This is a genomic window from Dietzia sp. NCCP-2495 (assembly GCF_026011735.1).
In the GTDB taxonomy this organism is placed as follows: Bacteria; Actinomycetota; Actinomycetes; order Mycobacteriales; family Mycobacteriaceae; genus Dietzia.
The window spans coordinates 123,049-149,668 of sequence record NZ_BRVN01000007.1; the positions used below are offsets into that span (position 1 = coordinate 123,049).

Here is a 26,620-nt window from a genome sequence, read left to right on the forward strand (position 1 = left end):
TCGGTGACTCAGTGTGCGTGGACGGTCGCCGCGCGGGTCGGGTCGGTGTACGAGCGGCCGGCGAGCTGCGAGGCCACATCGATGATCATGTCCTCCTGTCCGCCGATGACGCCGCGTCGACCGAGCTCCATGAGGATGTCGCGGGTGGGGACGCCGAACTTCTTGGCCGCGCGCTTGGTCGGGTGGAAGAAGGTGGAGTACACGCCCGCGTACCCCAGGACCAGCGCGGTCTCGTCGATGATCTGTGGCTCCTTCATCAGTGGGGCCAGGACCTGCTCTGCGGTGTCGATGAGGGGGAACAGGTCCACGTTCGTCTCCCAGCCGGCACGCTCGAAGGCCGCGGCGAGGACCTCGGTCTGCGCGTTGCCGGCACTGGCACCGAGGCCCCGCAGAGAGCCGTCGATGAAGGTGGCACCGCACTCGGCGGCGGTGAGCGCGTTGGCGATACCCACTCCGAGATTGTTGTGGGCGTGGAAGCCGACATCCGCCGAGATCCGGTCGCGAAGGGCCGTGACCCGCTCGCCGGCTTGGCGGGGGACCATCGCGCCGGCGGAGTCGACCACGTACACCACGTCGGCACCGTACGAGTCGAGCAGCGCGGCCTGCGCGGCGAGGTCAGCGGGCTCGAGCTTGTGGCTCATCATGAGGAAGCACATGACCCGGAGGCCCTGTGCCTTGGCCCACTCGACGGGCTGCTGAGCGCAGTCGGCCTCGGTGCAGTGCACGGCCACGCGGACGGTGGAGATACCAGCGGAGATCGCGTCGCGGAGATTACCGACCGTGGCGATGCCGGGGACATAGAGCACCGCGATGTCGGCGTTCTCCACGGCTTCCACCGCGGCGCGGACGTAATCGGGGTCGGTTTCGGCGGCGGGTCCGTACTGGATCGACGAGGCGCCGATGCCGATTCCGTGCGCGACCTCGATGGTCGTGACCCCGGCCCGGTCCAGACCGCGTGCGATGTCCGCGACATTCTGGGCGGTGAACTGGTGGGACACGCTGGACATGCCGTCCCGGAGGGTGGTGTCGACGAGCGTGATGCTCTTTTCTGAGCTCACTGTGCGGTTCCCTTCACGAGGTTGCGGTCCGCGATGACCTCGGCGACGTGCGCCGCGGCCGCGGTGATGATGTCGAGATTGCCCGCGTAGGTGGGGAGGTAGTCCCCGGCGCCCACCACCTCCACCATTACTGTGACCAGGTCGCCGTCGACGTCGACCAGATGGAGCCCGTAGCCGGGGACGTACTTCTGCACCTCGGCGACCCGCTCGACCACGGCCCGCTCGATCGCCGCGGCGTCGGCGTCACGCACTCGTGCGTAGATGGTGTCGCGCATGTTCATGGGCGGCTCGGCCGGATTGATGATCGAGATGCACTTGGCGCGGTCCGCACCCGCGACCTGCGCCAGGGCGACGCCGGTCTTCTCGGTGAACTCGCTGAGGTTCTGACGGGTGCCGGGCCCGGCGCTCTTCGAGGAGATCGCGGCCACGATCTCGCCGTACGAGGCGTCGGCGACCGTATTGATTGCGTGCAGGATCGGGATGGTCGCCTGTCCGGCGCAGCTGACCATGTTGAGGTTCGGAGCGTCGAGGTGAGCGTCGAGGTTCACCGATGGCACCACGTAAGGGCCGACCGAGGCCGGTGTCAGGTCGATCGCGACGACCCCGGCCTCGGCGTAGCGGGGGGCAGTGGCGGCGTGGATCTTCGCGGACGTGGCCTCAAACACGAGGTCTGGGCGTACATCCTGCTCGAACAGCCAATCGGCGCCGCCGGCCGACGCCTCGAGGCCCTCGGCGCGGGCGCGCTCCAATCCCTCGCTCGCGGGGTCGATACCGATCATCGCGACCGGCTGGACGGTGTCGGATCGCAACAGCTTGTACATGAGGTCGGTGCCGATGTTGCCGGACCCGACGATCGCTGCTGTCAGACGGCTCATGTCTGTCTCCTCATGGCAGTGAATGTGGTGTAGGCCACGACGATATGGACGGAAGCGGCGAAATCCGGCTGGAGTTCGGCTTTGCCGAATTAGCCGGATTCAGGACGGATCAGCTATTCCTGCTATCCGAATGTGATGGGCGCCACTATTGAGGCCGACCCACACTTGTGGCATCCATCACTCACGGGTCGTCCGCCGGGGCGCCCCCCACTCGAGAGGAAGAACACATGAGTGACATCACGGAGGCCACGCTGCGACACGAGATCGCGCACCTCGCACGTGTGGAATTGCTCAGCCCCAAGCCGCAGGAGACGGAGGATTTCTTCACCAAGCTCCTCGGCATGTACGTCACCAAACGGGAAGGGCAATCCACCTACCTGCGGGGTTACGAGGACCCGTACCAGTGGAGCCTCAAGATCACCGAGTCCGCCGAGCCGGGACTGGGACACATGGGCCTACGCACCACATCGCCCGAGGCCCTCGACCGTCGGCTGGATTCTCTCCGCGCCGACGGCAACGAGTGCAACTGGATTCCTGACGGCGAGGAGCTCGGGTACGGCAAGACTTTCGCCTTCAAGTCGGCGGACGGCCACAACATCCACATCATGTGGGAGGCGGACAACTACGTGGCGCCACCGGAGCTGAGCAGCAAGATCGTCACCCGCAAGTCGCGTAAGCCGCTGCAGGGCATGCCGGTCAAGCGCCTGGACCACCTGAATCTCATGGCCTCCGACGTGGGCGGCGTCCGCGACACCTTTGAGCGCAACCTCGGTTTCCGCACCACCGAGAGCGTGCTCGATGGTGACACTCAGATCGGCGCGTGGATGAGCTCTAACATCCTCGGTCACGAAGTTGCCTGCATGCGGGACATGACCGGTGGGAAGGGGCGTCTGCACCACATCGCATTCTTCTACGGCAATGCCCAGCACAACATCGATGCCGCGGAGATGTTCCGTGAGTACGACATCGAGATCGAAGCCGGCCCCGACACCCACGGCATCACCCAGGGGCAGTTCCTGTACGTCTTCGAGCCCGGCGGAAACCGAATCGAACTCTTCGGTGAGCCCGGTTTCCTCCATCTCCAGCCGGACCTGGAGACCCAGATCTGGCAGCTGTCGGATATAGACACGGGCCTCGCGATCGGTGGAGCGAAGCTGCCGTGGGAGACCTACTTCACCTACGGCACCCCGAGCCCGCTGCCGCTGGCGGAGCATCGCGAGAAGTTCGCGGACTTCGGCCCGGGTGCCGCACCTGCGGAGGAGCCTGTCTCCGTATCGAGCTGAGGACGGAGAGCCCGGCCTGACTCTCGCGGCAGAGTGTCAGGCCGGGCTGCGAGTCCGACTGATCGGAACGAAGGGGGACCGCTCGTGCCGTCACTGTGTGTGGAGGCGCCGGACTATCACGGGATGGACAGGCAACGGCTCCAGGGTTACCTCCGGGATCATCTCGCCGACCCGACTCTGTCCGTTGCGTCCGCCTCGGCCGCGATGTTCATGTCCGTCAGGTACGTACAGAAGCTGTTCGCCCAGGTCGGCTCCACCCCGAGGACCTGGCTGATGGACCAACGGATGTCGGAAGCCAAGCGGCTCCTCTCTGTGACGGACCTGCCGATCGCCGAGGTCGCCGTGAGAGTCGGCTACCGGGAAGTGTCGCAGTTCAGTCGTGGGTTCAAGGGCAGAACCGGACTGAGCCCGAGCGCCTATCGGTTGTCGCAGACCTGACCGCCCACCCCACCCCGCCCGTCCCTCCAGGGAGTCGCACGACGTACCCCACGACAGTTGCATGACGTACCCCACGACAGCTGCAAGACATCGCCCTCCGGCTGCCCGACAGAATGCGCGAGAAATCGGCCCCGCAGCGCACCTGAGGTCAGGCAGCTGCGGGGCGATGTCTTGCAACCGGCGAGGGGAGCGGCGGGGTCAGCGGCCAGCGGCGGCGATCCGCTCCCGTCGCAGCTGCTCCACCGCCGGAACGTCCACCGGGGGCAGCGACTCCACGCCCAGCGCTCGGCAGAGGAGCAGGTCGGCGAGCTCAGGATTGCGCGCCAGCACCGGACCGTGCATATAGGTGGCGATGATCGAGCTCTGGACCACGCCCTCGACTCGCCCGCCGGAGGTGGCGCCGGCACCGGAGGCATTGGCGGCCCCGGAGGTGGCGCCGGCACCGGACGTAGCGCCAGCCCCGGCAGGCGCGGGAGCGGATGCCGGGGAGGCCACGGCGTCGGAGTCCGCGGGGACGCCGTTGCCGGTGCCGGCCAGGACGCGGCCCAGCGGCGAGGCGTCCGGGCCGAGGACGGTGGCGCCCATGTGGTTCTCGAAGCCGGTCAACTGCTGGGTGAGCCCGTCGAGCTTCGGCTGCACCACCAACTCGCCGATAGACCTGGCGGTCTGCGGCGACGTGGTGATGTCGAGGAGCCCCAAGCCTGGCGCGCGGGAACCGTCGGAGACGACGAACCACTCACCGAACACCTGCATGCCGGCGCAGATCGCGAGCACCGGGACACCCCGGGCGGCGGCGCGCTGCAGGCCCGGCGATCCGGCCAGGTGCCGGGACGCCAGTTTCTGCGCCGCGTCCTCGCCGCCGCCGACTGCGTAGATGTCGCACGAGTCGGGGACTTCGTCGTCGAGGGTGATCCGCACGATCTCGGCGTCGTGGCCACGCCACCTCAGGCGCTGCCGGAGGATGAGCGAGTTGCCGTCGTCCCCGTAGGTTCCCATGACGTCCGGGAGCACCAGGCCGATCCGGACCGTCGACTCGGTGGGGCGCGCCGAGGTGGGGGAGACGGTGTCGAGCGGCGAGGCCGCCGCACCTGCGCCTGCGGAGCCCGAAGGCGCCGCAGGCGAGGACGCCGCGCCTGCGCCCGCGCTACCCGAGGCTGCCGAATCCTGTGTGGTCATCACTTCCCCTTTCCGGCGGTGGCGAGCGCGCGACTCAGGTCCCGGAACGCCGTGTAGTTGGCCAACACCTCGACCCGACCGGGCGGGCACCGCTTGATCGCCGTGAGGGGATCCTCCTCGAGCACGTGGTCGATCCCGGCGTAGGTCAGCCGCACGGAGAGATCGGCGGCTCGCTCGCCCGAGGCGAACACGGACACGCCCGCGAACGACTCGAAGCGCACGTCCCACAGCCAGGACAGGTCCACGCCGTCACCCATCTGGCCGTTCACCGCGATCACCAGTCCGTCGGCGGAGGTGTCGATCATGCCGAGCGCCTCCTGCCAACCGGCCGGGTTCTTGGCGAGCAGCAGGTGCGCACCCCGTCCGTCCACGGCGACGGTCGAGTAGCGGCCCGCCACGTCGTCGACACCCTCCACGGCCCGCACCGCGGCGGCCGGATCGGCGCCCATCGCCACCGCGGCGGCAACGGCCTGGGCGGCGTTGCCGCGATTGGCCCGGCCGGGCAGGGCGAGTGTCATGGGTGAGGAGAAGCCGTCGGGGCCGTAGATGTTCTCGTCGTCGAGCCACCAGTCGGGCTCGGGGCGGGCGAACTCCCGACCGTCGTCCAGGGGCGTCGTGGACCGCCAGCGCGCGGCGCCGGTGGCGTCGATCGTCCGGGTGATGGGCTCACCGGTGCGTGGGCAGCTCACCGAGTCCCCGGCCCACGGGGCGCCGGCCGCCACCCACACCACGTCGGGATGGTCGAAGGCGACCGAGGTGATCATCACGTCGTCACAGTTCGCGACCAGCGTGGCCTGCGGCTGCTCGGCGACCCCGGCGCGCAGTCGCCGCTCGATCGAGTTGATCTCACCGACCCGGTCCAGCTGGTCGCGGCTGAGGTTGAGCAGGACGATCGCCTCGGGACGGGTGTTGACCGCCACCGACGGCACGTGCAGCTCGTCCACCTCGATCGCCGCGAGCCGCGACGTACGGTCGGCCCCGAGTGCGGTCACGATCCCGGCGTCCATGTTGTCGCCGTTGGCGTTGGTCGCCACCGGGCCGACTGTCGACAGGGCGGCGGTGAGCATCCTCGTCGTCGTCGACTTACCGTTGGTCCCCGTCACCAACGCCGACCGACGCCCGGCGGCGAGTTGCGCCATGAGGCCCGGATCCAACTTCAGGGACACCAGTCCGGCGATCATCCCGCCGGACCCCCGTCCCGACACCCGCGACGCCCACGCCGCGAGGCGACCGGCGCCGGCCGCGGCGCGACCGCGCACCGACAACGCGGTGGGGGAGGACGTCGACGCCGTGGCGCCGGGCGCGGTGGTGGAGGAGGCCGGGCCGTTCTGCGCGCGGGAACTCATGCGATGAGTCTATGCAGCCCGGTGCGGTTAGAACCGAGCCGCACCGCCGAGCGCGGTCACGACGTCCGAGCCGAGCGCCGCCATCGCGTCGTCGGCGGGAGTGAACATCCCGTTCACCGAGCCGATCACCGCGATCGCGTACCGGCCGGTGGCGGTGTTGACCACGGCGATGTCGTGCGATTCCGTGTCCGTCTCGCCGGTCTTGTTGGCGACCGATCCCTTGGGCAGGTCGGCGGCGAGCTTCCAGTCCCGCTCCTGCCGGAGCATCCGCGCCAGCACCTGCCGGGCGATCTTCTGGGAGGTGAGCGCGTCGTCCCCGGTCGCCCGCCCGTCGGCCGCGCGGACGAGTTCGGCCAGGTAGCGGACGCTGCCGCTGGCGGTCACCACGCTCATGTCGCCGGTCCAGACGTAGCGGAACGCGCCGCCGGTGTGGAACTCGTCCTCCAGACCCACGCGGGCGGCGATGTCGTTGATGGCCTCGATGGAACTGTCGGTCTCGGGCGCGGTGGGTCCGTCCACGGAGAGGTCGTAGAGGAGGTTCGCGGCGTCGTTGTCCGACACCTCGATCGCGTTGTCGAGAAGCGTTCCGAGCCTGCCGTAGGGGGTCGTGGCGCTGGTGTTGCCGTTCCAGGCCTCGAGCGCGCCCACCGCGAAGGCGATCTTGATCACGGAAGCGGCGTACCTCGGCTCGTCGTCACCCGCGCAGGTCATCCGTTCGTCCGGGGCGTCGATCGCCAGCACGCACGCCGCGACCTCGTTGCCCCCGGAGTTCATTTCCCGGACCGCGCCGGACAGGATCGGCCGGACCCTCGCCCAGCCGTCGGGCAGCGGGCGCGCGACGAAGGGGTCGACGGAGACCTTGCCGTCCCGGGCTGCCGGAAGCAGGGCATCGCTGCCGGACTCGTGCATCGTCGACGCGTGGGAGGGGCTCGTGCGCGGCTGGGAGGGGCCGGGCGCGGTCGCCACCAGTCCGGCCAGGGCGCCGAGGCAGACCACCAGGTACCCGCACGCCCACGTCAGGAGCGTGCGCCGGAGCCGGGCCGGGGCGTCGCGACGCCGCGCGGCAGGGGTATCCGACCGGTAACGCCGCACGTCGCACTCCTGGAACCGTGCCGGTGCCCGAGGGCCGGCCTGAACGAATCGCTCCCGAGAATATCCGCCGAGTCCGACAGCGCGGAAAACAGTGGGCGAACGGCGATCCAGGGTAGGGCGGGTCGCGGGTGGATTGGGGTTGGGGCGCGGGTGGATCGCGGGTGGCGGGGACGGTGTCGCAGGGCCGTGCCACGATGGTCGGCATGGCGGAATGGGTGGTCGTGGACGTGGAGACGTCGGGCATGAAGCCCGCCGTCGACCGGGTGCTGTCGGTGGCCGCGGTGGTGGTGGACGACGACGGCGAGGTGACGGACGAGTTCACGACGCTCCTCAACCCGGGAGTCGATCCGGGCCCCGTCCACGTGCACGGACTCACCCCGGCCCTGCTCGCCGGCAAGCCCCGCTTCGCCGACGTCGCGGCAGAGCTCGGCCGGATGCTCGAGGGGAGGACGGTCGTGGCCCACAACGCGGCGTTCGACGCCTCGTTCCTGGCGGCGGAGGCCCGGCGTGCGGGACTGGAGCCGCCGCTGACGCGGTACGTGTGCACGCTCGACCTGGCGGGCCGTCTGCACCTATCCACGGCGGACCTCAAACTGTCCACGCTCGCCGGGCATTTCGGGGTCGAGCAGCGGGCGGCCCATGACGCGTATGACGACGCGGTGGTGTTGGCCGGGGTGTTCTCCGGCCTGTTGGGCGTGGCGGCCGAGAAAGATGTCACGCCGACGGTCCGGCGGCTTTCCGAGATGGTCCCGCATCCCGACACGGGGTACCTCGTGTCGACGGTGTGGGCGCAGGCACTGGCGGCGCCGAGGGTGTGGCGTCCGGCCGGTCGGCTCAAGCGCGGTGGCGGGTTGGTGCAGGGCATGGAGGTGGTCTTCACGCAGGACGTGGACTGCGATCCGGACGAGATCGCCTCCGTCGTCGTCGACGCCGGTCTCTACGTGGCGGACCGGCTCGGATCCCGCACGTCCCTGGCGGTGTGCGACGCCCCGAACGCCGTGCGCGGACGCGCCGCGTTCGCCCGGAAGAAGGGCCTCGAACTGGTCCCGTCGGCGCGACTCGTGGAGATGCTCGCCGACGTGGCGCCCGGACGCCCCGTGACCCCGGCCCGTCCGGTCGATGATGCGCAGGAGTCGCTCTTCTAGTGGCGCTCTGCTCGGGCAGCTCTGCTTCGGGCGCACTTCCAGGGTGACGCTTCTAGGGGCGCTCTGCTCGGGCCGCTCTGCTTCGGGGCTCCAACGAATTCCGCATCGTGGATTCCTGGGCTGATCAGGCGCGACAATGCTGACATGATGGGTGCACCGAGACCCTTGTTGTCGACGAGAGGAACACCGTGCCCGCTCCGCAGAACGCCGCCGCCCGTGAGGTCTACGAGAAGGAGCGCGCTCACGTCCTGGCCCCGTGGTCAGCGTGGGGCGCATCGGACCCGATGGTCGTCACCGCCGCGGAGGGCAGCTACCTCACCGATGGCGACGGCAACCGCCTGCTGGACTTCACCTCACAGCTGGTCAACACCAATATCGGCCACCAGCACCCGGTGGTCGTCAAGGCGATCCAGGACCAGGCTGCCGAGCTGTGCACCATCAACCCGGCGCACGCCAACGCCGCCCGCGCCGAGGCCGCCCGCCTCGTGGCCGAGGTCGCGCCCGCCGGCATGAACCGCGTGTTCTTCACCAACGCCGGCACCGAGGCCGTCGAGCACGCGATCCGTATGGCGCGCAAGCACACCGGCCGTCACAAGACCCTCTCGGCGTTCCGCAGCTACCACGGAGCCACCACCACGTCGATGAACCTCACCGGCGACACCCGCCGCTGGGCCAACGATCTCGGCAACACCGGCGCCGTGCACTTCCACGCCCCGTTCCTGTACCGGTCGCAGTTCTACGCTGAGAACGAGAAGCAGGAGTGCGACCGCGCGCTCGAGCACCTCGACAACCTCATCGGGCTCGAGGGCCCGGACCACTTCGCGGCCCTGATCATCGAGTCCGTGCCCGGGACCGTCGGCATCATGGTGCCGCCGGCCGACTACCTGCGCGGTGTCCGCGAGATCTGTGACAAGTACGGCATCGTCATGATCTGCGACGAGGTCATGTCCGGCTTCGGACGCACCGGCGAGTGGCTGGCCCTGGACAACTTCCGTTCCGGCGACGACGACTGGGCGCCCGACCTCATCACCTTCGCCAAGGGCTCCAACTCGGGATACGTCCCGATCGGTGGCGTGATCCTGCACGACCGGATCGCCGCGTCGTTCGAGAAGACCCCGTACACGGGCGGTCTCACCTACGCCGGTCACCCGCTCGCGGCGGCGTCCGTGGTGGCGACCATCAACCTCATGCGCGACGAGAAGATCGTCGAGAACGCGCGCACGATCGGCGAGGACGTGATCGGTCCGCGCCTGCGCGAGCTCGCCGAGAAGCACAAGTCGATCGGCGAGGTCCGCGGTCTGGGCGTGTTCTGGGCGGTGGAGATGGTGGCGGACCGCGAGACCCGCGAGCCGCTCGCCCCGTACGGTGGTTCTTCAGAGGCCATGAACAAGACCTTCGGTGCGGCCAAGAAGGACGGCCTGCTGCTGTTCATGAACTACAACCGCTTCCACATCGTCCCGCCGTGCACCATCACGGCCGACGAGGTCAACGCGGGACTGGATATCTTTGATCGTGCGCTCGAGGTGGCGGATTCATATGTCTAGGGAGTTGGTCTGAAGATGGCACTGGTGCTCGGACTCATCGTTAACACGCTCGCCCTGTGGGTGACCACGCTGATCGTGCCCGGAATCGATCTGCGTGAGACCGTGGGCGTCTACGCGCCGGGCGCCGGTGCCATCGACGACCAGATCAGCGTGCCCACCATCACGGCGCTTCTCATCGTGGCGGTGGTGTTCACGCTGGTCAACGCGGTGGTCAAGCCGATCGTCAAGCTGCTCTCGCTGCCGCTGACGATCCTCACGCTCGGCCTGTTCCTGCTGGTCGTCAACGCGCTGATGCTCATGCTGACCGGCTGGATCACCACGACGTTCCAGCCATTCGGCGCCGAGTACCTCGTCAGCGGCTTCTGGGCGGCGTTCTTCGGCGGGATCGTTATCGCCCTCGTCAACTGGGTCGTGGGACTCGTCCTGCCGGGCCGCCGCGACGACTGACGCACCCTCCGGCGCCGTCCAGCCGCCGCCGCGCTGCGCTGCGCCACTGCCGCTGCCCGCCTCGCCGGCCCCTTTTCCGCTGAGCCGTCACTCCGGTACGTTTTCGCGATCCCTCTCCTGGGGAAACGCTGACCGGAGTGACGGCTCGTTGGTGCTTGAGCCTGCACGGCCGCCCGGCCCGGCATCAGACGACATCAGCCCCCGACACGACGTCAGCCCCCGACCGGGCCGCGGAATCTAGCGGGCCAGTCGGGGGCTGACGTCGTGTACCGGCGTGTGCGCCGGTGTGTGCCGCAGGGCGCTCGGGCCGCTCCGGGCTCAGGAGCCGCCAGTGGACCCGAGTGCGGCGGAGGAGACGGCGCGTGGAGTCCAGCCGTTGGCGGCCTGGTCGCGGATGAACTGCATCTGCGGGAAGAAGGCGTTGCCGGGGCAGGCGGTCCCGCCCCATTCGCGGTGGCCCGAGACGGCGGGCATGGGTCGCACGGCGCCGCCCTCGGGGTTGCGATAGTTGACGCCGCCGCGGGGGTTGATGCCGGTGGCGTTGCACAGAGCGCGCACGCAGTCGATGGTGGTGCCGACGGCGGCCGCGGTGGGCGGATTCCAGGTGAAGTCGCCGAGCAGGCTGATGCCGATGTTGCCGTTGTTGAATCCGCCGACATGGCCGCCGGTGACGACCGGCGGGGCGATCCCGAGGACCGGCGGGAACTGGAAGACGGCGTTGCCGGCGGGCGTGCCGCCGCGGCCCTGGTAGATGCGGCCCTCGGGGTCGATCAGCAGGTGGTAGCCGATGTCGCCCCAGCCCAGGGTGTTGGCGTGGTAGTTGTACGTCGCCAGGACGGTGCCGGCCCGGTTGGGGCTGACGGCGCCGGCGGTGTGGTGGATCGTGATGGACTGCGCCGGGAAGTAGGACGGGGCCCAGCGGAATCCGGGGACGTCGCCCGCGCCCCACGCCGCGCGCGGGATGATCGGCAGGCCGAGGGTGTCGACGCTGCCGAGCGAGTAGTTGCGGGGGGTGCCGCGGCCGTCGTCGAAGACGGTGGCCTCGGAGCCCTTGGGGGCGTCGACCTCGTAGCTCACGGCGCCGTCGGGCGCGGCGACGAGCTCGGAGGCCGGAACGCTACCGGCGTCGGGGGCGGTGTCCATGAGCTCGAGGTTCTGCCAGTCGCCCACGGAGCCGTCGGGGAAGGCGAAGCGGATGCGCGCGGCGAGGTCGTCGGCGTTCGGGAACGTGACGCCCACGTAGCCGAGTGGGCCGTTGGGCTGGATCATCCCGCTTCCGGTGGAGATCGACTGCATCACGTCCTGGGCGACGCCGAGGGATCCGGTGGTCAGCGGATTGGCCCCGGCGATGGGGCCGCGGACGGTGGAGGCGACGGCTGCGCCCACCCCGACCGAAGCGGCAGTGAGGAAGCCACGGCGTGACACGGGCATAACGGAAACTCCAGACACAGAGAATGCGATGAACAGACGCCGTACATATCGGCGCGAACGGCCGCCACATTACGCCCTATACGTAACCAAATCGAGACCTTCGTTACCGAAGTGATACCTGTGACCGATGTGGCTGATGAGGTGATAATCCGGGGTGTGCGGGGCAAAGTGCACAGGTTCTGCTCAGGCTCGACGGGGGCATTTCCCGACGAGAAGTGAAGGGGGACGACGACGACAACAACGACCACCCGGTCATCGGTAGCGGTGCCCGGAGCGTTGACCGGACGACCGTCAAAGTCGCTATCCCGGAAGCGACTTCGCGGCCCCGGCCGACTGCCTGCGCAGCCTCGCACCGCACAGATCCGGACAACGCGAAGAGGGCTTCGCACACGGCTCATCGAGCGATGTGTGCGAAGCCCCCTCGGCGATGGACTACGGCCCCGGCTCAGGAGCCTCAGCCCCTCAGGGCGCCCAGGTGCGGGCGCCCTCGGTGGAGCCGGTGGCCCCGGTGTCGGCCTCATCGGCGTAGGCGCGGTTCACGGCGGAGACCACGGCGCGCAGCGAGGCGGTGGTGATCGAGCCGGCTCGGCCCACACCCCAGAACACGCGGTTGCCGAACTGCACCTCGACGTAGGCGGCGGCGGTGGCGTCGTCGCCTGCGGTCATGGCGTGCTCGGAGTAGTCGAGGATCCGAACCTCGTCGTCGAACGCCTCGTTCAGGGCGGCGACGAACGCGGCCAGCGGGCCGTTGCCGGTGCCGGTGAGCTCGCGGGTCTCGCCCTTCCACTTCACCACGGCCTCGATGGTGTCCTCGCCGTCATCGGTCTCGGCGGGCACCAGGTGCTGCGACATGCGCTCCATGGGGGAGACGCGGTCCAGGTACTCCAGCGAGAAGATGTCCCACATCGCCTTGGGCGTCACCTCGCCGCCCTCGGAGTCGGTGACGTTCTGGACGATCTGCGAGAACTCCATCTGCAGTCGCCGCGGCAGCTGCAGGCCGTAGTCGCTCTTCATGATGTAGGCGACGCCGCCCTTGCCGGACTGCGAGTTCACGCGGATCACGGCCTCGTAGGTGCGGCCTTCGTCCTTGGGGTCGATGGGCAGGTAGGGCACCTCCCACGTGATGTCGGCGACGTCCTCGCCGCGGGAGTCGGCCTCGGCCTGCAGGGCGTCGAAGCCCTTGTTGATGGCGTCCTGGTGCGAGCCCGAGAAGGCGGTGAACACCAGGTCGCCGCCGTAGGGGTGCCGCTCGTGGACGGGCATCTGGTTGGCGTACTCGACGGTGCGCCGGATCTCGTCCATGTCCGAGAAGTTGATCTGGGGGTCCACGCCGCGGGTCAGCATGTTCATGCCCAGGGTCACCAGGCACACGTTGCCGGTGCGCTCGCCGTTGCCGAACAGGCAGCCCTCGATCCGGTCGGCGCCGGCCTGGTAGCCGAGCTCGGCGGCGGCCACGCCGGTCCCGCGGTCGTTGTGCGGGTGCAGCGACAGGATGGTCGCGTCGCGGTGCGCCAGGTTGCGGTGCATCCACTCGATCTGGTCGGCGTACACGTTGGGCGTGGCCATCTCGACCGTTGCCGGCAGGTTGATGATGATCGGGTTCTCGGGGGTCGCGCCCACGACCTCGGTCACCGCGTCACAGATCTCCTTGGAGAACGCCAGCTCGGTGCCAGTGAACGACTCGGGCGAGTACTGCCAGCGCCAGGTGGTGTCCGGGTAGTCCTTCGCGACGGTGGTGACCAGTTCGGCGGCGTCGGTGGCGATCTTCTTGATCGCGTCGCGGTCCTTACGGAACACGACCTTGCGCTGCAGGATCGAGGTGGAGTTGTAGAAGTGCACGATCACGTTCGACGCGCCCTCGCAGGCCTCGAACGTGCGGCGGATGAGGTCCTCGCGGCACTGGACCAGCACCTGGATGGTCACGTCCTCGGGGATCGCGTTGTCCTCGATGATCTCGCGCACGAAGTCGTAGTCCGTCTGCGAGGCGGACGGGAAGCCGACCTCGATCTCCTTGTAGCCCATGCGCACCAGCAGCTCGAACATGCGGCGCTTGCGGGCGGGGCTCATGGGGTCGATCAGGGCCTGGTTGCCGTCGCGCAGGTCCACGGCGCACCACTGGGGGGCGCGGGTGATGACCGTGTCGGGCCAGGTCCGGTCGGTCAGCGTGACGTCCTCGACCTCCTCGGCGAACGGCCGGTACCGGTGCGCCGGCATGGAGGAACCGCGCTGGGTGTTCCAAGCGGGCTGGTCGGGGTGACCGGGCTTGGAGGGGGGAGTGATGGTCGACGACGACGAGATGAATGCGTCAGCAGGATTCATTGCAGGGGGCTACTTTCCGTTCAAAACGATCGTGAGGATCGGACCGGCGCGACGAGACCCCGCGACGGGGAGCCGGTCCGCCTCAGCGGGCCCCGCCGCGGCACCCAAGAAGGAGCACGCGCTGCATGGCGGTCACGATACACCGTTTCGCCGGGGCTCATGTGCCGGGCCTCATGCCGAGCCTCACGGGATCGGGATTGCCGGACCTCATGCCGGGCGTCACGGGATCGGGATTGCCGGACCTCATGCCGGGGCGTCACGGGATCGGGATCTCGAAGGTGGTGAGGTGGGTGGCCCCGCTGTCCGTCGGGTCGGGCGAGGTGAACGGGGCGCCCGCGCCGAGGATGCGCACGTCCTGCGTCTCGGTGCGGTGCACTGATCCCCACACTCTGCTGCAGCCGGCTTCCTCGGCCACCTTGACGGCCTTGTCCACCATCCGGTGCGCCAGGCGCTGGCCGCGGAACTCCTCGCGGACTCTGATCCCGTAGACGAACAGGTCGGGGCTGGCACCGAGGTGGCTGGTCTCCACGGCGACGAGCATGCCGACGGGGGTGTCGCCGTCGAGGGCCAGGACGAGCAGGTTGGACCCGCGGTCGAGGAAGTCCTGCGTCCACTCGGCGGTGGGTGGGCAGTCGAACAGGTCGTCGCCGGACAGCACGAGGTCGACGTCGGCGCGCGAGGCGCGACGTATGACCAAATCCGCCGGGTTCATTCGTTCAGTGTGGCAAAAGCACGGCGATTCGGCATGGGATGCCCCGTGACGTGGGCACCGCCACGGTCACCACGCGGGCACCGCCACGCTCACCACGTGGGCACCGCCACGGTCACCGGTGGGCGATCATCCAGTCGATCCATCCGTTCTGGGCGGGGATCGATTCGTACCGGCCGGGCAGCGTGCCGTTCAACTGTCGCCGCCCGGCGTCAGATCCGGAGTGGAGGCCCACCAGGAGGTCGCCGTGGAAGATCGGACCACCGGAGTCGCCGAAGCCGTACCCGCCCTCGATGGTGTGGTTGTTGCCGATCCAGCTGCCGCCGCGCGGTGCCATGGTCTCGAGGCGGGTCAGCCCGGTGCGGAGCTCGGTCGAGCGCGGGGCGGTGGGGCCGGGGGCGATGCTGCCGAAGCCGTGGAACCGCAGGATCGACCCGGGGGCGGGGTCGGCGGCGGCGCGCTTGACGGAGGGCGAGGGCGCGGGGTGGCGGAGTTTGAGGAGCATCACGTCGCCGGCGGGTGCGTGGTAGGCGGCCACCGGGGAGTGTCGTCCGAGGCTACCGGTGTCGAGGGAGCCGAATCCGCCGACTGAGGTGGGTGTCCCCGCGGAGGCGGTGTGGGCGAGGCCGGTGGGGAGCGCGCCGTAGTTGCCGAAGCCGAGGGTGTAGGCGCGCGGGTCAGCCGGGCCGCAGTGAGCGGCGGTGGCGACCCAGCGCGGCGCGACCACCACTCCGGTGCACGGGGTGCCCGGGATGTTGTGGAAGGTGGTGATCTGCACCGCCCAGGGCGCGGGGCCGGCCGGGGTGCCTGCGACCACAGCGTCGGCGGCGGGGGCCGTCGCGGTGACGGTCGCCGTCAGGGTTGCGGCGAGGGTTCCGACGACGACGGCGACGTATCCGGCCACGGACCGTCGGCTTCTGGTTCTCATGGCTGGATCTTAGATCGAATTCCCAGGTCGTAGGGGCCTCTCGATCTGAACTGGACCGTCGGGATCGACCGTGGCATCAGCTTCAGCACCAGCTTCAGCATCACCCTCGGCCTCGGCATCGGCCGTATTCTTGGCATCAGCGTCGACCTCGGCAACAACTTCCGCGGCGTCGTCGTCCCCCTCGGACGCGAGTTCGCGGTGACGACCCGGCGGTTCCGGTCCCACGTCCTTGCGCGCCAGCGCGACGGTCGCCACGCCCATCAGCGCCAGGGTCGCTCCGAGCAGCACCAGCTCCATGTCGTCGGCGCCGAAGCGCTCGCCGAGCACCACGACGCCCAGCACCAGGGACACCACCGGCGTCGTGACGGTCGAGGCCGGCACCGCCTGGTGGACCGCGCCCACCTCGAACGACTTCTGCTGCAACGTCAGCGCCAGCACGGCCGCCGCGGCGAGCGCGTACACCTCGCCCGTCGTCACCACCTCCCACACACCGCCCGCGTGCCACCGGTCCGCCACTCCCTTGGTGAACAGGGCGACGTACGCGAACGCCGTGCCGCCTGCGACGCCGAACAACACCGCCCGGCCGCCGCTGGTGTGTCGGCTGTGTGCCACGCGCAGGAGTGCCGCCACCGTGAGCCCGCCGCCCACGCACGCGAGCGACCACTGCCACAGCGGCGGATGCGCGTCCCCTCCTGTCGGACGGCCGAACGCGATCAGCACCATGACGCACGCGGTGAGGACGTGGCCCCACCAGAGTTCGGTCTTGGTGACGCGGCGACGCACGATCCACGCGCCCAGGGGGAGGGCGAAGATGAGCGACATCACGGAGATCGTCTGCACGAGGATCAGCGAGCCGTACGCCAGTGCCAGGCCCTGGAACAGGAATCCGGCGAGGCTGATGATCATTCCCGCCCACCAGTACCTGCTGGAGAGGACACCGAAACGGCTCTCGATCCGGCCCCCGGCGCGGCCCATCGTCCGGTGGCGCATCACCGTGCCGAAAGCCTGGCTGAGTGCGGACGCGAGGGCCAGAATGATCGCTGCCCAGGTTTCCGTCATCGATCACGAGTAAACACCTCCAGTAAAGTGGGGGCACGAATGGCCGGAAATTGTCAGTGAAGCCGGATCAGATGGAAAAGATAAAACGGTCCGGCAGAGCCGGGCGAGGCCGGGATTGCCGGAGTGAACCGGGTGTTCCGGATCGCGCTGGGAATGCCGGGGGATCCGGCCAGCCGGGTAGAACCGATCAGCACCGGAAGGGTGTGACCGCGTGGCACTGGTAGTGCAGAAGTACGGCGGCTCCTCCGTGGAGTCCGCAGAGCGAATCCGTCGGGTGGCCGAACGGATTGTGGATACCAAGAAGGCCGGGAACGACGTAGTGGTGGTCGCCTCGGCGATGGGAGACACCACTGACGAACTGCTGGACCTGGCCGACCAGGTCTGTCCCGCCCCGCCGCAGCGTGAGATGGACATGCTGCTGACCTCGGGCGAGCGCATCTCCAATGCGCTGCTCGCGATGGCGATCAGTTCGTTCGGGCACGAGGCGTACTCGTTCACCGGATCCCAGGCCGGGATCATCACCACCACCCGGCACGGCAACAGTCGGATCATCGACATCACCCCGGGCCGCGTCCAGGAGGCGCTCGCCGAGGGCAAGATCGCCCTCGTCGCCGGCTTCCAGGGTGTGTCTCGCGAGACCCGTGACGTCACCACTCTCGGCCGTGGCGGCTCCGACACGACCGCCGTCGCCCTGGCCGCCGCCCTCGACGCGGACGTGTGCGAGATCTACTCGGACGTCGACGGCATCTACACCGCCGATCCGCGGATCGTGCCCAACGCCCGCAAGCTCGACACGATCTCCTACGAGGAGATGCAGGAGATGGCGGCCGTGGGCTCCAAGATCCTCAACCTGCGCAGCGTCGAGTTCGCTCGCCGGAACCAGGTTCCGCTGCGCGTCCGCTCTTCGTATTCGAACGACCCCGGCACCCTCGTCGCCGGAAATGTGGAGGACATCCCCATGGAAGACGCACTGCTAACCGGAGTCGCGCACGACGCCTCCGAGGCCAAGATCACCGTCGTGGGCATCCCCGACCAGCCCGGCTACGCCGCCAAGGTGTTCCGCATGGTCGCCGACGCCGAGATCAACATCGACATGGTCCTGCAGAACGTGTCCAAGTCCTCCGGCAAGACCGATATCACCTTCACCTGTCCGCTCGAGGTGGGCGCCAAGGCGACCGAGGTCCTGTCCAAGGCCAAGGACCAGCTGGGCATCGACCAGGTCCTCTACGACGACAACGTCGGCAAGGTCTCCCTCGTCGGCGCCGGCATGAAGTCTCACCCCGGCGTCACCGCCACCTTCTGCGAGGCCATCTCCGCCGCCGGCATCAACATCGAGCTCATCTCCACCTCCGAGATCCGCATCTCGGCCCTCGTCCGCGAGGAGGAGCTGAACGACTGCGTGCGCGCGCTGCACGACGCCTTCGAGCTCGGCGGCGACGAGGAGGCCATTGTCTACGCCGGCACCGGCCGCTGACCTGACGCTGTCGACGCGAGCCGTCACTACGGTACGTTTTCCGGGAAATCCACCTGGGGAAACGCTGACCGGAGTGACGGCTCGTCTGCGTTGCGGGCGCGGGGGCGGGGCAGTGCAGCCGCGGGGGCGTGCTGCGTGGCGGGGGCGGGAGGCGGGCTTGTCCGCGCGGCTCCGATCACGCCGAGAGCCCGAACGCCCGGCGTAGCTGCTCGGCCAGTTCCGCCGGGGTACCGAACAGCTGCCGCTTGGTCACCACGATGACCGTCCAGCCGAGCGCCTCCAGTCGGTTGCGCCGCTCGACGTCCATCGTGTGCTGGTCGGAGTACCCGTGGTGCGCCCCGTCGTACTCGATCGCGATCTTGCGGGCCGGGTCGGCGAGATCCAGGCGATAGATGGTTCCGGGCACGCGGTACTGGACCACCAGATGGTCGAGGCCGAGATCTCGGGCGAACAGCCTCAACCTGCTCTCCATCGGGGACTCGCTGAGGGGATCGCATAGCGATGCGTGGCTCAGTGCGAGCGACCGCCTGGACACCCCCGGGTTCAGTTCGGCCATCCGGGCGACTGCCGCCCCCGCGTCCATGCCGAGCCGGCCGGCACCGTCAAGCGCTACCACCGCTTGGTCGCGGGGAAGGTACCGGGCGAGGTCGAACAGCGCCCGGTCGAGCACTGCGACGCGGACCGGTCGACCGTGCGGACCACGAATCTCGCGCCAGTGCTCCTCCGGGATCTCGAACTGCCGGGACAGCACGCCCGGACGCCGCACGCGATTCGATCCGCTGGCCACCTCGAGATCGTGGGACCGCGGCGGCCACGGGTGTCCGTGTATCGCGGCGGCGGTCCATCCGGTTGCCACGACACGTGGGCAGACGACAGTGAGCGCCTCGAGCTCACCGAGCAGACTGCGTGGGGACTCGGACGGGAGCCACACGCCCATGTGCGACCGGCGTCGGCCGACCGTGGCGCGCCGTCTGCCCCGGGCGCGAACGAGGTCATGGAAGCGGAGCGGTTCGAGGTCGGAGTGGGCCATGGGCACATCATCGGGGTGGCCGTCCGCTGCACCTGCCCAAAAACCGGCGTTCTCGCCCGGGCCTGTGGAGGCGCACGGCGGATGTGGAAGTAGCCCGGGGCACGCGCCCTCCGCGGGCCGCACATGAGCCACCCATGGGGACCACGCGAGCAATCCACGGGCCGCATGCGCGCATTCCACGGCTCAGCCGTCACTCCGGAACGCTTTCTCGAAACGCGACCTGGCGAAACGCTGACCGGACTGACGGCTGATCGGGGGAGGCCAGCACCGGACTGACGGCTGATCGGGGGAGGCCGTAGCGCGCCCGCGCCGAGCCCACTCTCTCGACGACCTGAGCGCTTCCTGTGACGCGGGCAACGGTGGGCGTGCCGCGTGAACGGTAAGATGGTACTTTGCCGGTCGGTCGAGCGCAGGACGGAGAACCCGTCCGCGACGGGCCGGAGCTAGTGCAGACTTTCAGGAGTTGACCTCTCAGATGACCACTGTCGCCGTAGTCGGAGCAACGGGCCAGGTGGGGCGCGTCATGCGCACACTGCTCGAGGAACGGAACTTCCCGGCTGACAAGGTCCGTTTCTTCGCCTCCGCCCGGTCGGCGGGCACCACGCTGGAGTTCCGTGGTGAGGACATCGTGGTGGAGGACACCGCGGCCACGACCGATGAGGAGCTCAAGGGCATCGACATCGCCCTCTTCTCGGCCGGCGGAACGATGTCCAAGGAGCAGGCGCCCCGTTTCGCGGCGGCCGGCGCCGTCGTCGTCGACAATTCCTCCGCCTGGCGCAAGGACCCGGACGTTCCCCTCGTGGTCTCCGAGGTCAATCCCGACAAGGCGCAGAACCCGCCGAAGGGGATCATCGCCAACCCGAACTGCACCACCATGGCCGCGATGCCGGTGCTCAAGGTGCTGCATGACGCGGCGGGGCTCAAGCGGCTCGTGGTGTCGACCTACCAGGCGGTCTCGGGCTCGGGCCTGGCCGGCGTGGACACGCTCAACGAGCAGGTGACCAACAATGTGGCGGCCGGGCACGAGCTGGTGCACGACGGCAGCGCGCTGCAGGCCGGTGACACGGGACCGTACGTGGCGCCGATCGCGTTCAACGTGCTGCCGATGGCGGGGTCGATCGTGGACGACGGCTCGGAGGAGACGGACGAGGAGCAGAAGCTGCGCAACGAGTCGCGCAAGATCCTCGGGCTTCCGGAGTTGCCTGTGGCGGGGACCTGCGTGCGCGTGCCCGTGTACACCGGCCACACGCTGACCATCAACGCGGAGTTCGACAAGGACATCACGCCCGATCAGGCGCGTGAGCTGCTGTCGAACGCGCCGGGCGTCAAGGTCGTGGACGTGCCGACCCCGCTCGAGGCCGCGGGCATCGACGAGTCGCTGGTCGGTCGTATCCGTCAGGACCAGTCGATCGAGGGCAACAAGGGGCTGAACCTGGTGGTGTCGGGCGACAACCTGCGTAAGGGTGCGGCGCTCAACACCATCCAGATCGCGGAGCTGCTGGTCAAGTAGCGTTCGAGCGTCGCCAAGAGCGTTCCGCGCACATCGCCCGAGAGGCATGTGCGCGGAACGCTCTTCTCGTTGGGCCGACGGGGAGGACGGGCGCGCTGTGCCGTGTGGCCGCGCCCTGCGGGTCGGCCGCTCTTGCGGGCGCCCGAACCTCCTCGGGGCTAACTGCCGACTCCGTGAGCGAGCACCTCGAAGGCCTCGTCGAGCAGATCGGCTAGGGAGGGGTCGCCCTCGCGTTGCCGTGTCGCGTGCTTTCTCAGCGCGGCGCCGCTGGCGGCCATACTCAGATCCACCGTGAGCCGGGCACGGAACTCGGTGCCGTTCGCCACACGCTGACGGACCGCCTCGTACAGGGGACCGAGGATGTCCTCGATGTCGGGTCGCCTCTCCGGGCCCAGGAGGAACCCGATCCGCTCACCGAGGACCACGAGGTTACCGAGAGCGACGATGTCGTCCGCCGGCCGGGTGTAGGCCTCCTTGAGGATGCCGTGGAGGATGCGCAGCGCAGACATGTCAGAGGGTGCGTTCTTCACCTGCTCCGCCCACCGCGCGACCTGTTCGCGGACGAAGTGCAGGAACGCGTCCTCACGGCGGGCGAAGTAGTTGTGAAACGTCCGCGTGGATACGCCGGCCCGCTCGGCGATGGCGGCGACGGTGGCCCCTTCCACACCGTGGCTGATGAGGAGTTCCACCGCCGCCACCGAAAGCCGTGTCCGGGTGTCAGCCTTCTTGCGCTCGCGCAGACTAGTCACGCTGCCGGCTCCCGGCACCTCCGTCAGAGGTCTCGCCACGGTCCTCGTGCTTCCCGGCGGTGGGAGACTGGTCGGCCACCGTCATCGACGAGTGGCGTCCGGCGGCGACGGCGTCCCGGGACTCGTCCGGTCCACCGGCGACGTTGTCGTCGTCGTCCTTCTCTTCCAGGGCCGAGCCCTCGACGTCGACGGTGGGCAGGATCCGATCGAGCCAGCGCGGGATCTTCCAGGCGTTCTCGCCGAGCAGGAACATCACGGCCGGGATGATGGTCATGCGGACGATGAAGGCGTCGAAGAACACCGCGACCGCGAGGGCGAAGCCCATCACCTTGATGAACTGCTCGTCGATCGTCATGAAGGCGGCGAAGACGCTCATCATGATCAGTGCGGCGGCGGTGACCACGCGGGCGCCGTGCTTGAACCCGTTGGAGACCGCGTTGTGCGCCGTCTTGCCGTGGACCCAGCCCTCGCGCATCCGGGTGACCAGGAAGACCTGGTAGTCCATGGCCAGGCCGAACACGATGCCGATGAGCATGATCGGCAGGAAGCTGATGACCGGCTGCGGATCGGAGACGATCCCGAGCCAGCCCTCCTGCCAGATCGCCACCGTGAGTCCGAAGGTGGCTGCCACCGACAGGGCGAAGCCCAGCGCGGCGATCAGCGGCACCCAGATCGATCGGAAGACGAGCATGAGCAGCAGGAACGCGAGCGCGAGCACGATGCCGACGTAGGGGAGCAGGACCTCGGAGAGCCTTTCGGAGATGTCCTCGTAGATCGGGGTGACGCCGGTGACCGAGTAGGTGCCTCCGGTCTGCGCCTCGAAGTCACCGACTCCGCCGCGGATGCTCTCCAACACGTCCGCGGCGCGCTCGTCGGTGGCGCCGTACTCGGGGGTGATGAGCACTTGTGCCGCGTCGCCGGCCTCGTTCGGCTCGATGATCTGGGCATTAAGTACGCCGTCGATCGACTGGATGTCCGTCGCCGCGGTGGCCCACGCTGCGGGCCGCTCCTCCTCCGGGACCTCGAGGGTGTCGACGAAAGCGATCATCGGGGCGTTGCGCCCGGGGCCGAACTTCTCCGCGGTGATGTCGTAGGCGATCCGGTTGGGGGTGTCGGGGGCCATGGTGCCGTCCGAGGGCATGGCCAGTCGCAGGTTCACGGCGGGCAGCGCCAGCAGGATCAGCAGGAGGATGCTCGCCGCGCCGAAGAGGATCGGGTGCGCGCGCACCCGGCGGACCCACGTCAGGCCCATCGTCGGCTTCTCATCCTCCGGGTCGGGGGCCTTGACGCCCCCGATGCGAGCGCCGAACACCTTGGTGCCGACGGCGCCGAGGATGGCCGGGAGCAGCGTGATCGCGACGAGTACCGCGATCGCGACGGTGGCGGCGGCGGAGAGCGCCATCGCGGTGAGGAACGGGATGTTGATGATCGACAGCGCGGCCAACGCGATGAGGACGGTCAACCCGGCGAAGACCACCGCGGAACCGGCCTTACCCACGGCCAATCCGGCCAAGTGGGCCCGCTGGCGGAAGTCGATCTCCTTGAGTTTGGCGGCCAGTTCCCGCGGCTCGAGGTCATTGCCACCGATGTATTTGACGAGTTCCGTGCGGTAGCGCGAGACGATGAACAGGGCGTAGTCGATGCCCACCGCGAGACCGATCATGGACGCCAGCGTCGGCGTCATGGTGTTGATGGTGTCGGTGAACCGGGTGGCCGCGAAGACGCCCGCGATGCCGATTCCCACACCGGTGACACCGGTGAGCAGCGGCATGCCGGCGGCGATCAGGGAGCCGAAGGTCAGCGTGAGGATGACCGCGGCGACGGCGATGCCGATGATCTCGCCGGTCGCGCTGATCTCGTTCATCTGGAACGCATTGCCCGAGTAGGCGATGGTCAGCGTGTCCTGGTACTCGGCGACGAGATCGGCGAAGGCCTCCTGGTCGGCGGCCTCGACCTCCATCGTGCTCTCGGCCGCGAACTCGATCTGGACGGTGCCGGTCGTCTCGTCCTCGCTCAACGGGCTCAGGGCCGCAATGTCGGCGTCGATCTGCTCGGGAGGGAGCCCCTGCGCGGCCTTGGCCTCCGTCATCTGTTGCGTCATGCCCGCGGCCGCCAGGACGGGGTTGACGATCGCGTCCGTCGCGGTGAGGTAGTCGAGTTCACGGACGTCGGCCAGGAAGGCGTCGACGTCCTCGCTCACCCCGGGGTCGGTGAGCGTCGTGCCCTCGGGGGCCTGGATCACGACGGTGCCCGTGGGCGCCTGCAGTTGATCCTCTGATCCGGCGAACCGCTCCTGCATGGCCTCCTGGGTCTCGATGGATTCGAGTCCGGGGATGGAGAAGGTGGTGCTCGTCTGCTGGGACAGGGTGGCCGCGGCGGTGCCCATGCCGATGATCAGCAGCAGCCAGGCGGCGATGAACCTCCATCTGTGCAGATAGGCCGATCGTCCGATGCGGTAGAGAAATGTCGCCATGCTGCAGGATCCTCGGGTCGGGGGACGTGCTGACCCGAGGAGTTTTGCAGGAACTCTGCACGATTGCACGGCCGTGCAAGGAAATGTGGCCAAGCTCTCCCGCGTCGGCTCAGGTGTGGTTCCAGCTGGTGACCGGCTCCTGCACGTTGCCGTCGGAGTCGTAGGTGTAGAAGCCCTCCCCGTCGCCGAGGCCGGCCTTGCCGGCGTCGATGCCCTTCTGGAGCATGTCCGCGAACTTGATCCGCGTCGGGTCGCCGGAGGCACGGGCGATGTTGGCGGCGACGTTGAAGCCGACCGTGTCGTAGACCTGGAACGGGCCGGCCGGCGAGCCGGTGGCGGTGCGCCAGACGTTGTCGATGTCGGCGGGGTTGGCGATGCCGTTGACGTAGAGCTCCGCGCCGGCGTTCAGCCAGGGGACGAGCAGCCCGTTGAGGAGGTATCCGGGCGTCTCTTTGAGGACGGGCACCGGCACGAGTCCGATCTCGGCGGCGAACCCGAGCACGATGTCGAAGTACTTCCGGTCGGTCTGCTGCGCGACCATCACCTCGCCGGTGTTGTAGCGCCAGACGAGGTTGGCGAAGTGCAGGGCGAGGAACTTCTCGGGCCGTCCGGTCTCGGCGGCGAAGTCACTGGGACGGAGCGTGGAGGTGTTGGTGGCGAAAATGGTCTTCTCGGGCGCGCTCTGGCCGATCTTCGTCCACACGTCTTTCTTGAGCTCGAGCTTCTCCGGCACTGCCTCGATCACCAGCTCGGCGTCGGCGACGGCCTCGGGGATGTCGGTGGTGGTGCGGATGGAGGCGATGGCCTCGTCGAAGCGCTTCTCGTCGAAGTCCGGCAGGTCGCGCCTGTAGTAGTCGCGCATCCATTCCCACCGCTCCGGAAGCTCGGACAGGAGCTCGTCGGAGATGTCGTAGCCCGTCACGGTCTTCCCGTGGTAGGCCGCCTGCATGATGATCTGGGAACCGAGTACACCGGTTCCGAACACGGTGACGTTCGTGATGTCCGTCATGACTGACTCCTCTCGCCCGGGGTGGCGACCCCGGTTGCGGTTCTGGTCGCGGATTCGGCGTTGGCGCCGGTGGTGGGTGTGGCGGGCTCGGTGGGGCCCTTCCGGCGGGCGCGCGCGTACTCGTCCGGCTGGTGCACCACGACCTGCGGGCGGCTGCGGGTGAGGTAGTCGCGGAACCACGACACGAGTGCGGCGGCGCGCTGGGACCAGCCCGACAGCAGGACGAGGTGCACTCCGAGCCAGGCCAGGAAGGCGAGCATGCCCTGGATCTGGAACCGGCGCGGGCCCATCTCCGCGACCGCGTGGCCGCGGCCGACCATAGCCATCACGCCCATGTCGCGGAAACGGAACGGCTTTCGTTCCCGCCCTTGGAGGTCCGCGCAGATGTTGTCGGCCGCCCAGGTGCCGGACTGTTTGGCCACAGAGCCCAGTTGGGGCAGTGCGCGGCCCTTGGCATCGGTGATGTTCGCGGCGTCGCCGAGGACGTACACGTCGGGCAGTCCGGGGGCGGTGAGGTCGGGTTCGACGTCCACACGCCCGCCCCGGCCGGTCGTCAGACCGGCGGGCTCCAGCAAACCGGAGGCCTTGAGCCCCGCGGTCCAGATGACGATGGCGGCCGGTAACTCGGTGCCGTCCTCGAGCGCCACGCCGCTGGTGGAAACCGAGGAGACCGCTCTGCCCAGGTGGATCCTGACCCCGAGTTCTTCGAGGCTGCGGCGGGTGTACTTCTGCGAGCGCTCCGAGAACGGAGGCAGGACGGTGTCGACCATGTCGACCAGATGCACCTCGCACTGCGCGGAGGCGAACTCGTCCGAGTAGTACTCCGACACCACGAACTTGATGTTCTCCGCGATCGCGCCGGCGGTCTCGACCCCGTTGGGGCCCGCCCCCACCACGACCACCGCGAATGTGCCCCGACGCTCCGCGGCGTCGCGGGTGGCGGCGGCTCGCTCGAGCGCGCCGAGCATCGCCGAGGACAGGCTGGTGGCGTCGTCGACGGAGTACAGCGGGTACGCCAGCTCGCGCGCTCCTGGGGTGTCGAAGAAGTTGGGTTCGGACCCGGTGGCCAGCACGAGGATCCGGCCGCGGTACGTCAGACCGTCGTCGGTGGTGACGGTCTTGGCGGCGGCGTCGACGGAGGCCACGCGCGCGGTCCTGATCGTCACGTGCTCCCGTTGGCGACGCAGGATGCCGCGCAGCGGGCGCGCCACGGTGGAGATCGCGATCTGCGCGGTCGCCGCCTGGTAGAGCAGCGGCTGGAACTGGTGGTAGTTGTTCTGGTCGAGTAACAGCACGTCCACGCCGGAGCGTCCCAGTTGCTTGGCGGCGTAGAGGCCAGCGAATCCGGCACCCACGATCACCACGTCGTGTTGGATCGCCGAGTGTCCGTCGGCGGGATCAGTGTCTTCTGCCGATGTGTTCGCCATGCCCCCTCCCTACTCGGCTTGTGAGGAGGTGTCCACCGCACGCCACCGCCCGCGGACGGACCGGTCGTGTCGTTGCCGAGCCCGTGCCGTAGTGGGAC

22 protein-coding genes are annotated in these 26,620 nt (G+C 68.9%); 7 read left to right on the forward strand and 15 right to left on the reverse strand.

From position 1 onward, the window contains the following. Positions 1-8: 8 nt before the first annotated feature. On the reverse strand, positions 9-1,058 hold the full coding sequence (gene dmpG / locus OPF83_RS08690; protein WP_264886973.1) for a 4-hydroxy-2-oxovalerate aldolase: 1,050 nt from the start codon (positions 1,056-1,058) through the stop codon (positions 9-11). Further along, entirely contained in the window at positions 1,055-1,933 is an 879-nt protein-coding gene (locus OPF83_RS08695) for an acetaldehyde dehydrogenase (acetylating) (protein ID WP_264886975.1), read from the reverse strand. Before OPF83_RS08695 ends, dmpG begins: the two co-directional genes overlap by 4 nt. Positions 1,934-2,160: 227 nt before the next feature. Here OPF83_RS08695 and OPF83_RS08700 point away from each other — a divergent pair, with 227 nt between their 5' ends. Next, on the forward strand, positions 2,161-3,216 hold the full coding sequence (locus tag OPF83_RS08700; protein ID WP_375546235.1) for a VOC family protein: 1,056 nt from the start codon (positions 2,161-2,163) through the stop codon (positions 3,214-3,216). Positions 3,217-3,339: 123 nt separating this feature from the next. Then, positions 3,340-3,654 (forward strand): helix-turn-helix transcriptional regulator, encoded by a 315-nt coding sequence (locus OPF83_RS08705; RefSeq protein WP_264886976.1) that lies wholly within the window; start codon positions 3,340-3,342, stop codon positions 3,652-3,654. A 198-nt stretch (positions 3,655-3,852) separates the two neighbouring features. Here OPF83_RS08705 and OPF83_RS08710 read toward each other — a convergent pair whose 3' ends face one another. The 3 genes from OPF83_RS08710 to OPF83_RS08720 all read right to left on the reverse strand — a co-directional run bounded on the left by OPF83_RS08710 (position 3,853) and on the right by OPF83_RS08720 (position 7,268). Further along, positions 3,853-4,674, reverse strand: a complete 822-nt coding sequence (locus tag OPF83_RS08710; protein WP_264887014.1) for a type 1 glutamine amidotransferase — start codon at positions 4,672-4,674, stop codon at positions 3,853-3,855. Between the two features lie 155 nt (positions 4,675-4,829). Beyond that, positions 4,830-6,176 (reverse strand): MurT ligase domain-containing protein, encoded by a 1,347-nt coding sequence (locus tag OPF83_RS08715; protein WP_264886978.1) that lies wholly within the window; start codon positions 6,174-6,176, stop codon positions 4,830-4,832. 27 nt (positions 6,177-6,203) lie between these two features. After that, the gene (locus OPF83_RS08720) at positions 6,204-7,268 is read right to left on the reverse strand and encodes a class A beta-lactamase-related serine hydrolase (protein WP_264886979.1); all 1,065 of its coding nucleotides are present in this window, start codon (positions 7,266-7,268) and stop codon (positions 6,204-6,206) included. A 203-nt stretch (positions 7,269-7,471) separates the two neighbouring features. Between OPF83_RS08720 and OPF83_RS08725 the strand changes: the two genes are divergently transcribed. The 3 genes from OPF83_RS08725 to OPF83_RS08735 all read left to right on the forward strand — a co-directional run bounded on the left by OPF83_RS08725 (position 7,472) and on the right by OPF83_RS08735 (position 10,404). Then, positions 7,472-8,413 (forward strand): exonuclease domain-containing protein, encoded by a 942-nt coding sequence (locus OPF83_RS08725; RefSeq protein ID WP_264886980.1) that lies wholly within the window; start codon positions 7,472-7,474, stop codon positions 8,411-8,413. Positions 8,414-8,601: 188 nt separating this feature from the next. Then, positions 8,602-9,957 carry an aspartate aminotransferase family protein gene (locus OPF83_RS08730; RefSeq protein WP_264886981.1) on the forward strand — a complete coding sequence of 452 codons (1,356 nt, stop codon included), beginning with the start codon at positions 8,602-8,604 and terminating at the stop codon, positions 9,955-9,957. A 15-nt stretch (positions 9,958-9,972) separates the two neighbouring features. Beyond that, positions 9,973-10,404: a phage holin family protein gene (locus OPF83_RS08735; RefSeq protein ID WP_264886982.1), complete on the forward strand. Its 432-nt coding sequence runs from the start codon at positions 9,973-9,975 to the stop codon at positions 10,402-10,404. A 318-nt stretch (positions 10,405-10,722) separates the two neighbouring features. On the opposite strand, the gene OPF83_RS08740 is transcribed toward OPF83_RS08735, so the two are convergent. The 5 genes from OPF83_RS08740 to OPF83_RS08760 all read right to left on the reverse strand — a co-directional run bounded on the left by OPF83_RS08740 (position 10,723) and on the right by OPF83_RS08760 (position 16,850). Next, a complete protein-coding gene (locus tag OPF83_RS08740) occupies positions 10,723-11,835 on the reverse strand; it encodes a peptidoglycan recognition family protein (protein ID WP_264886983.1) in 1,113 nt (370 codons plus the stop codon). Positions 11,836-12,297: 462 nt separating this feature from the next. Next, positions 12,298-14,154 carry a 2-isopropylmalate synthase gene (gene leuA / locus OPF83_RS08745; RefSeq protein ID WP_264886985.1) on the reverse strand — a complete coding sequence of 619 codons (1,857 nt, stop codon included), beginning with the start codon at positions 14,152-14,154 and terminating at the stop codon, positions 12,298-12,300. Between the two features lie 256 nt (positions 14,155-14,410). Further along, positions 14,411-14,866, reverse strand: coding sequence for a GNAT family N-acetyltransferase (locus tag OPF83_RS08750; protein ID WP_264886986.1), 456 nt, complete (start codon positions 14,864-14,866; stop codon positions 14,411-14,413). A gap of 112 nt (positions 14,867-14,978) precedes the next feature. Continuing rightward, a complete protein-coding gene (locus OPF83_RS08755; protein WP_264886988.1) occupies positions 14,979-15,791 on the reverse strand; it encodes a trypsin-like serine protease in 813 nt (270 codons plus the stop codon). Between the two features lie 9 nt (positions 15,792-15,800). Next, positions 15,801-16,850, reverse strand: coding sequence for a DMT family transporter (locus OPF83_RS08760; RefSeq protein ID WP_264886989.1), 1,050 nt, complete (start codon positions 16,848-16,850; stop codon positions 15,801-15,803). Positions 16,851-17,061: 211 nt separating this feature from the next. On the opposite strand from OPF83_RS08760, the gene OPF83_RS08765 reads away from it, so the two are divergent. After that, a complete protein-coding gene (locus tag OPF83_RS08765; RefSeq protein WP_264886990.1) occupies positions 17,062-18,324 on the forward strand; it encodes an aspartate kinase in 1,263 nt (420 codons plus the stop codon). 175 nt (positions 18,325-18,499) lie between these two features. On the opposite strand, the gene OPF83_RS08770 is transcribed toward OPF83_RS08765, so the two are convergent. Beyond that, on the reverse strand, positions 18,500-19,354 hold the full coding sequence (locus OPF83_RS08770; RefSeq protein WP_264886992.1) for an endonuclease domain-containing protein: 855 nt from the start codon (positions 19,352-19,354) through the stop codon (positions 18,500-18,502). A 475-nt stretch (positions 19,355-19,829) separates the two neighbouring features. Here OPF83_RS08770 and OPF83_RS08775 point away from each other — a divergent pair, with 475 nt between their 5' ends. Beyond that, on the forward strand, positions 19,830-20,864 hold the full coding sequence (locus OPF83_RS08775) for an aspartate-semialdehyde dehydrogenase (protein WP_264886994.1): 1,035 nt from the start codon (positions 19,830-19,832) through the stop codon (positions 20,862-20,864). A 158-nt stretch (positions 20,865-21,022) separates the two neighbouring features. Here OPF83_RS08775 and OPF83_RS08780 read toward each other — a convergent pair whose 3' ends face one another. The 4 genes from OPF83_RS08780 to OPF83_RS08795 all read right to left on the reverse strand — a co-directional run bounded on the left by OPF83_RS08780 (position 21,023) and on the right by OPF83_RS08795 (position 26,522). Further along, positions 21,023-21,613, reverse strand: a complete 591-nt coding sequence (locus OPF83_RS08780) for a TetR/AcrR family transcriptional regulator (protein WP_264886996.1) — start codon at positions 21,611-21,613, stop codon at positions 21,023-21,025. Next, entirely contained in the window at positions 21,606-24,086 is a 2,481-nt protein-coding gene (locus OPF83_RS08785; protein ID WP_264886997.1) for an MMPL family transporter, read from the reverse strand. The genes OPF83_RS08780 and OPF83_RS08785 overlap by 8 nt, the downstream gene beginning before the upstream one ends. Positions 24,087-24,195: 109 nt before the next feature. Next, complete coding sequence (locus tag OPF83_RS08790; RefSeq protein WP_264886998.1) at positions 24,196-25,095, reverse strand: 3-hydroxyacyl-CoA dehydrogenase; 900 nt, start codon at positions 25,093-25,095, stop codon at positions 24,196-24,198. Continuing rightward, on the reverse strand, positions 25,092-26,522 hold the full coding sequence (locus OPF83_RS08795) for an NAD(P)/FAD-dependent oxidoreductase (RefSeq protein WP_264886999.1): 1,431 nt from the start codon (positions 26,520-26,522) through the stop codon (positions 25,092-25,094). Before OPF83_RS08795 ends, OPF83_RS08790 begins: the two co-directional genes overlap by 4 nt. Positions 26,523-26,620: the final 98 nt, after the last annotated feature.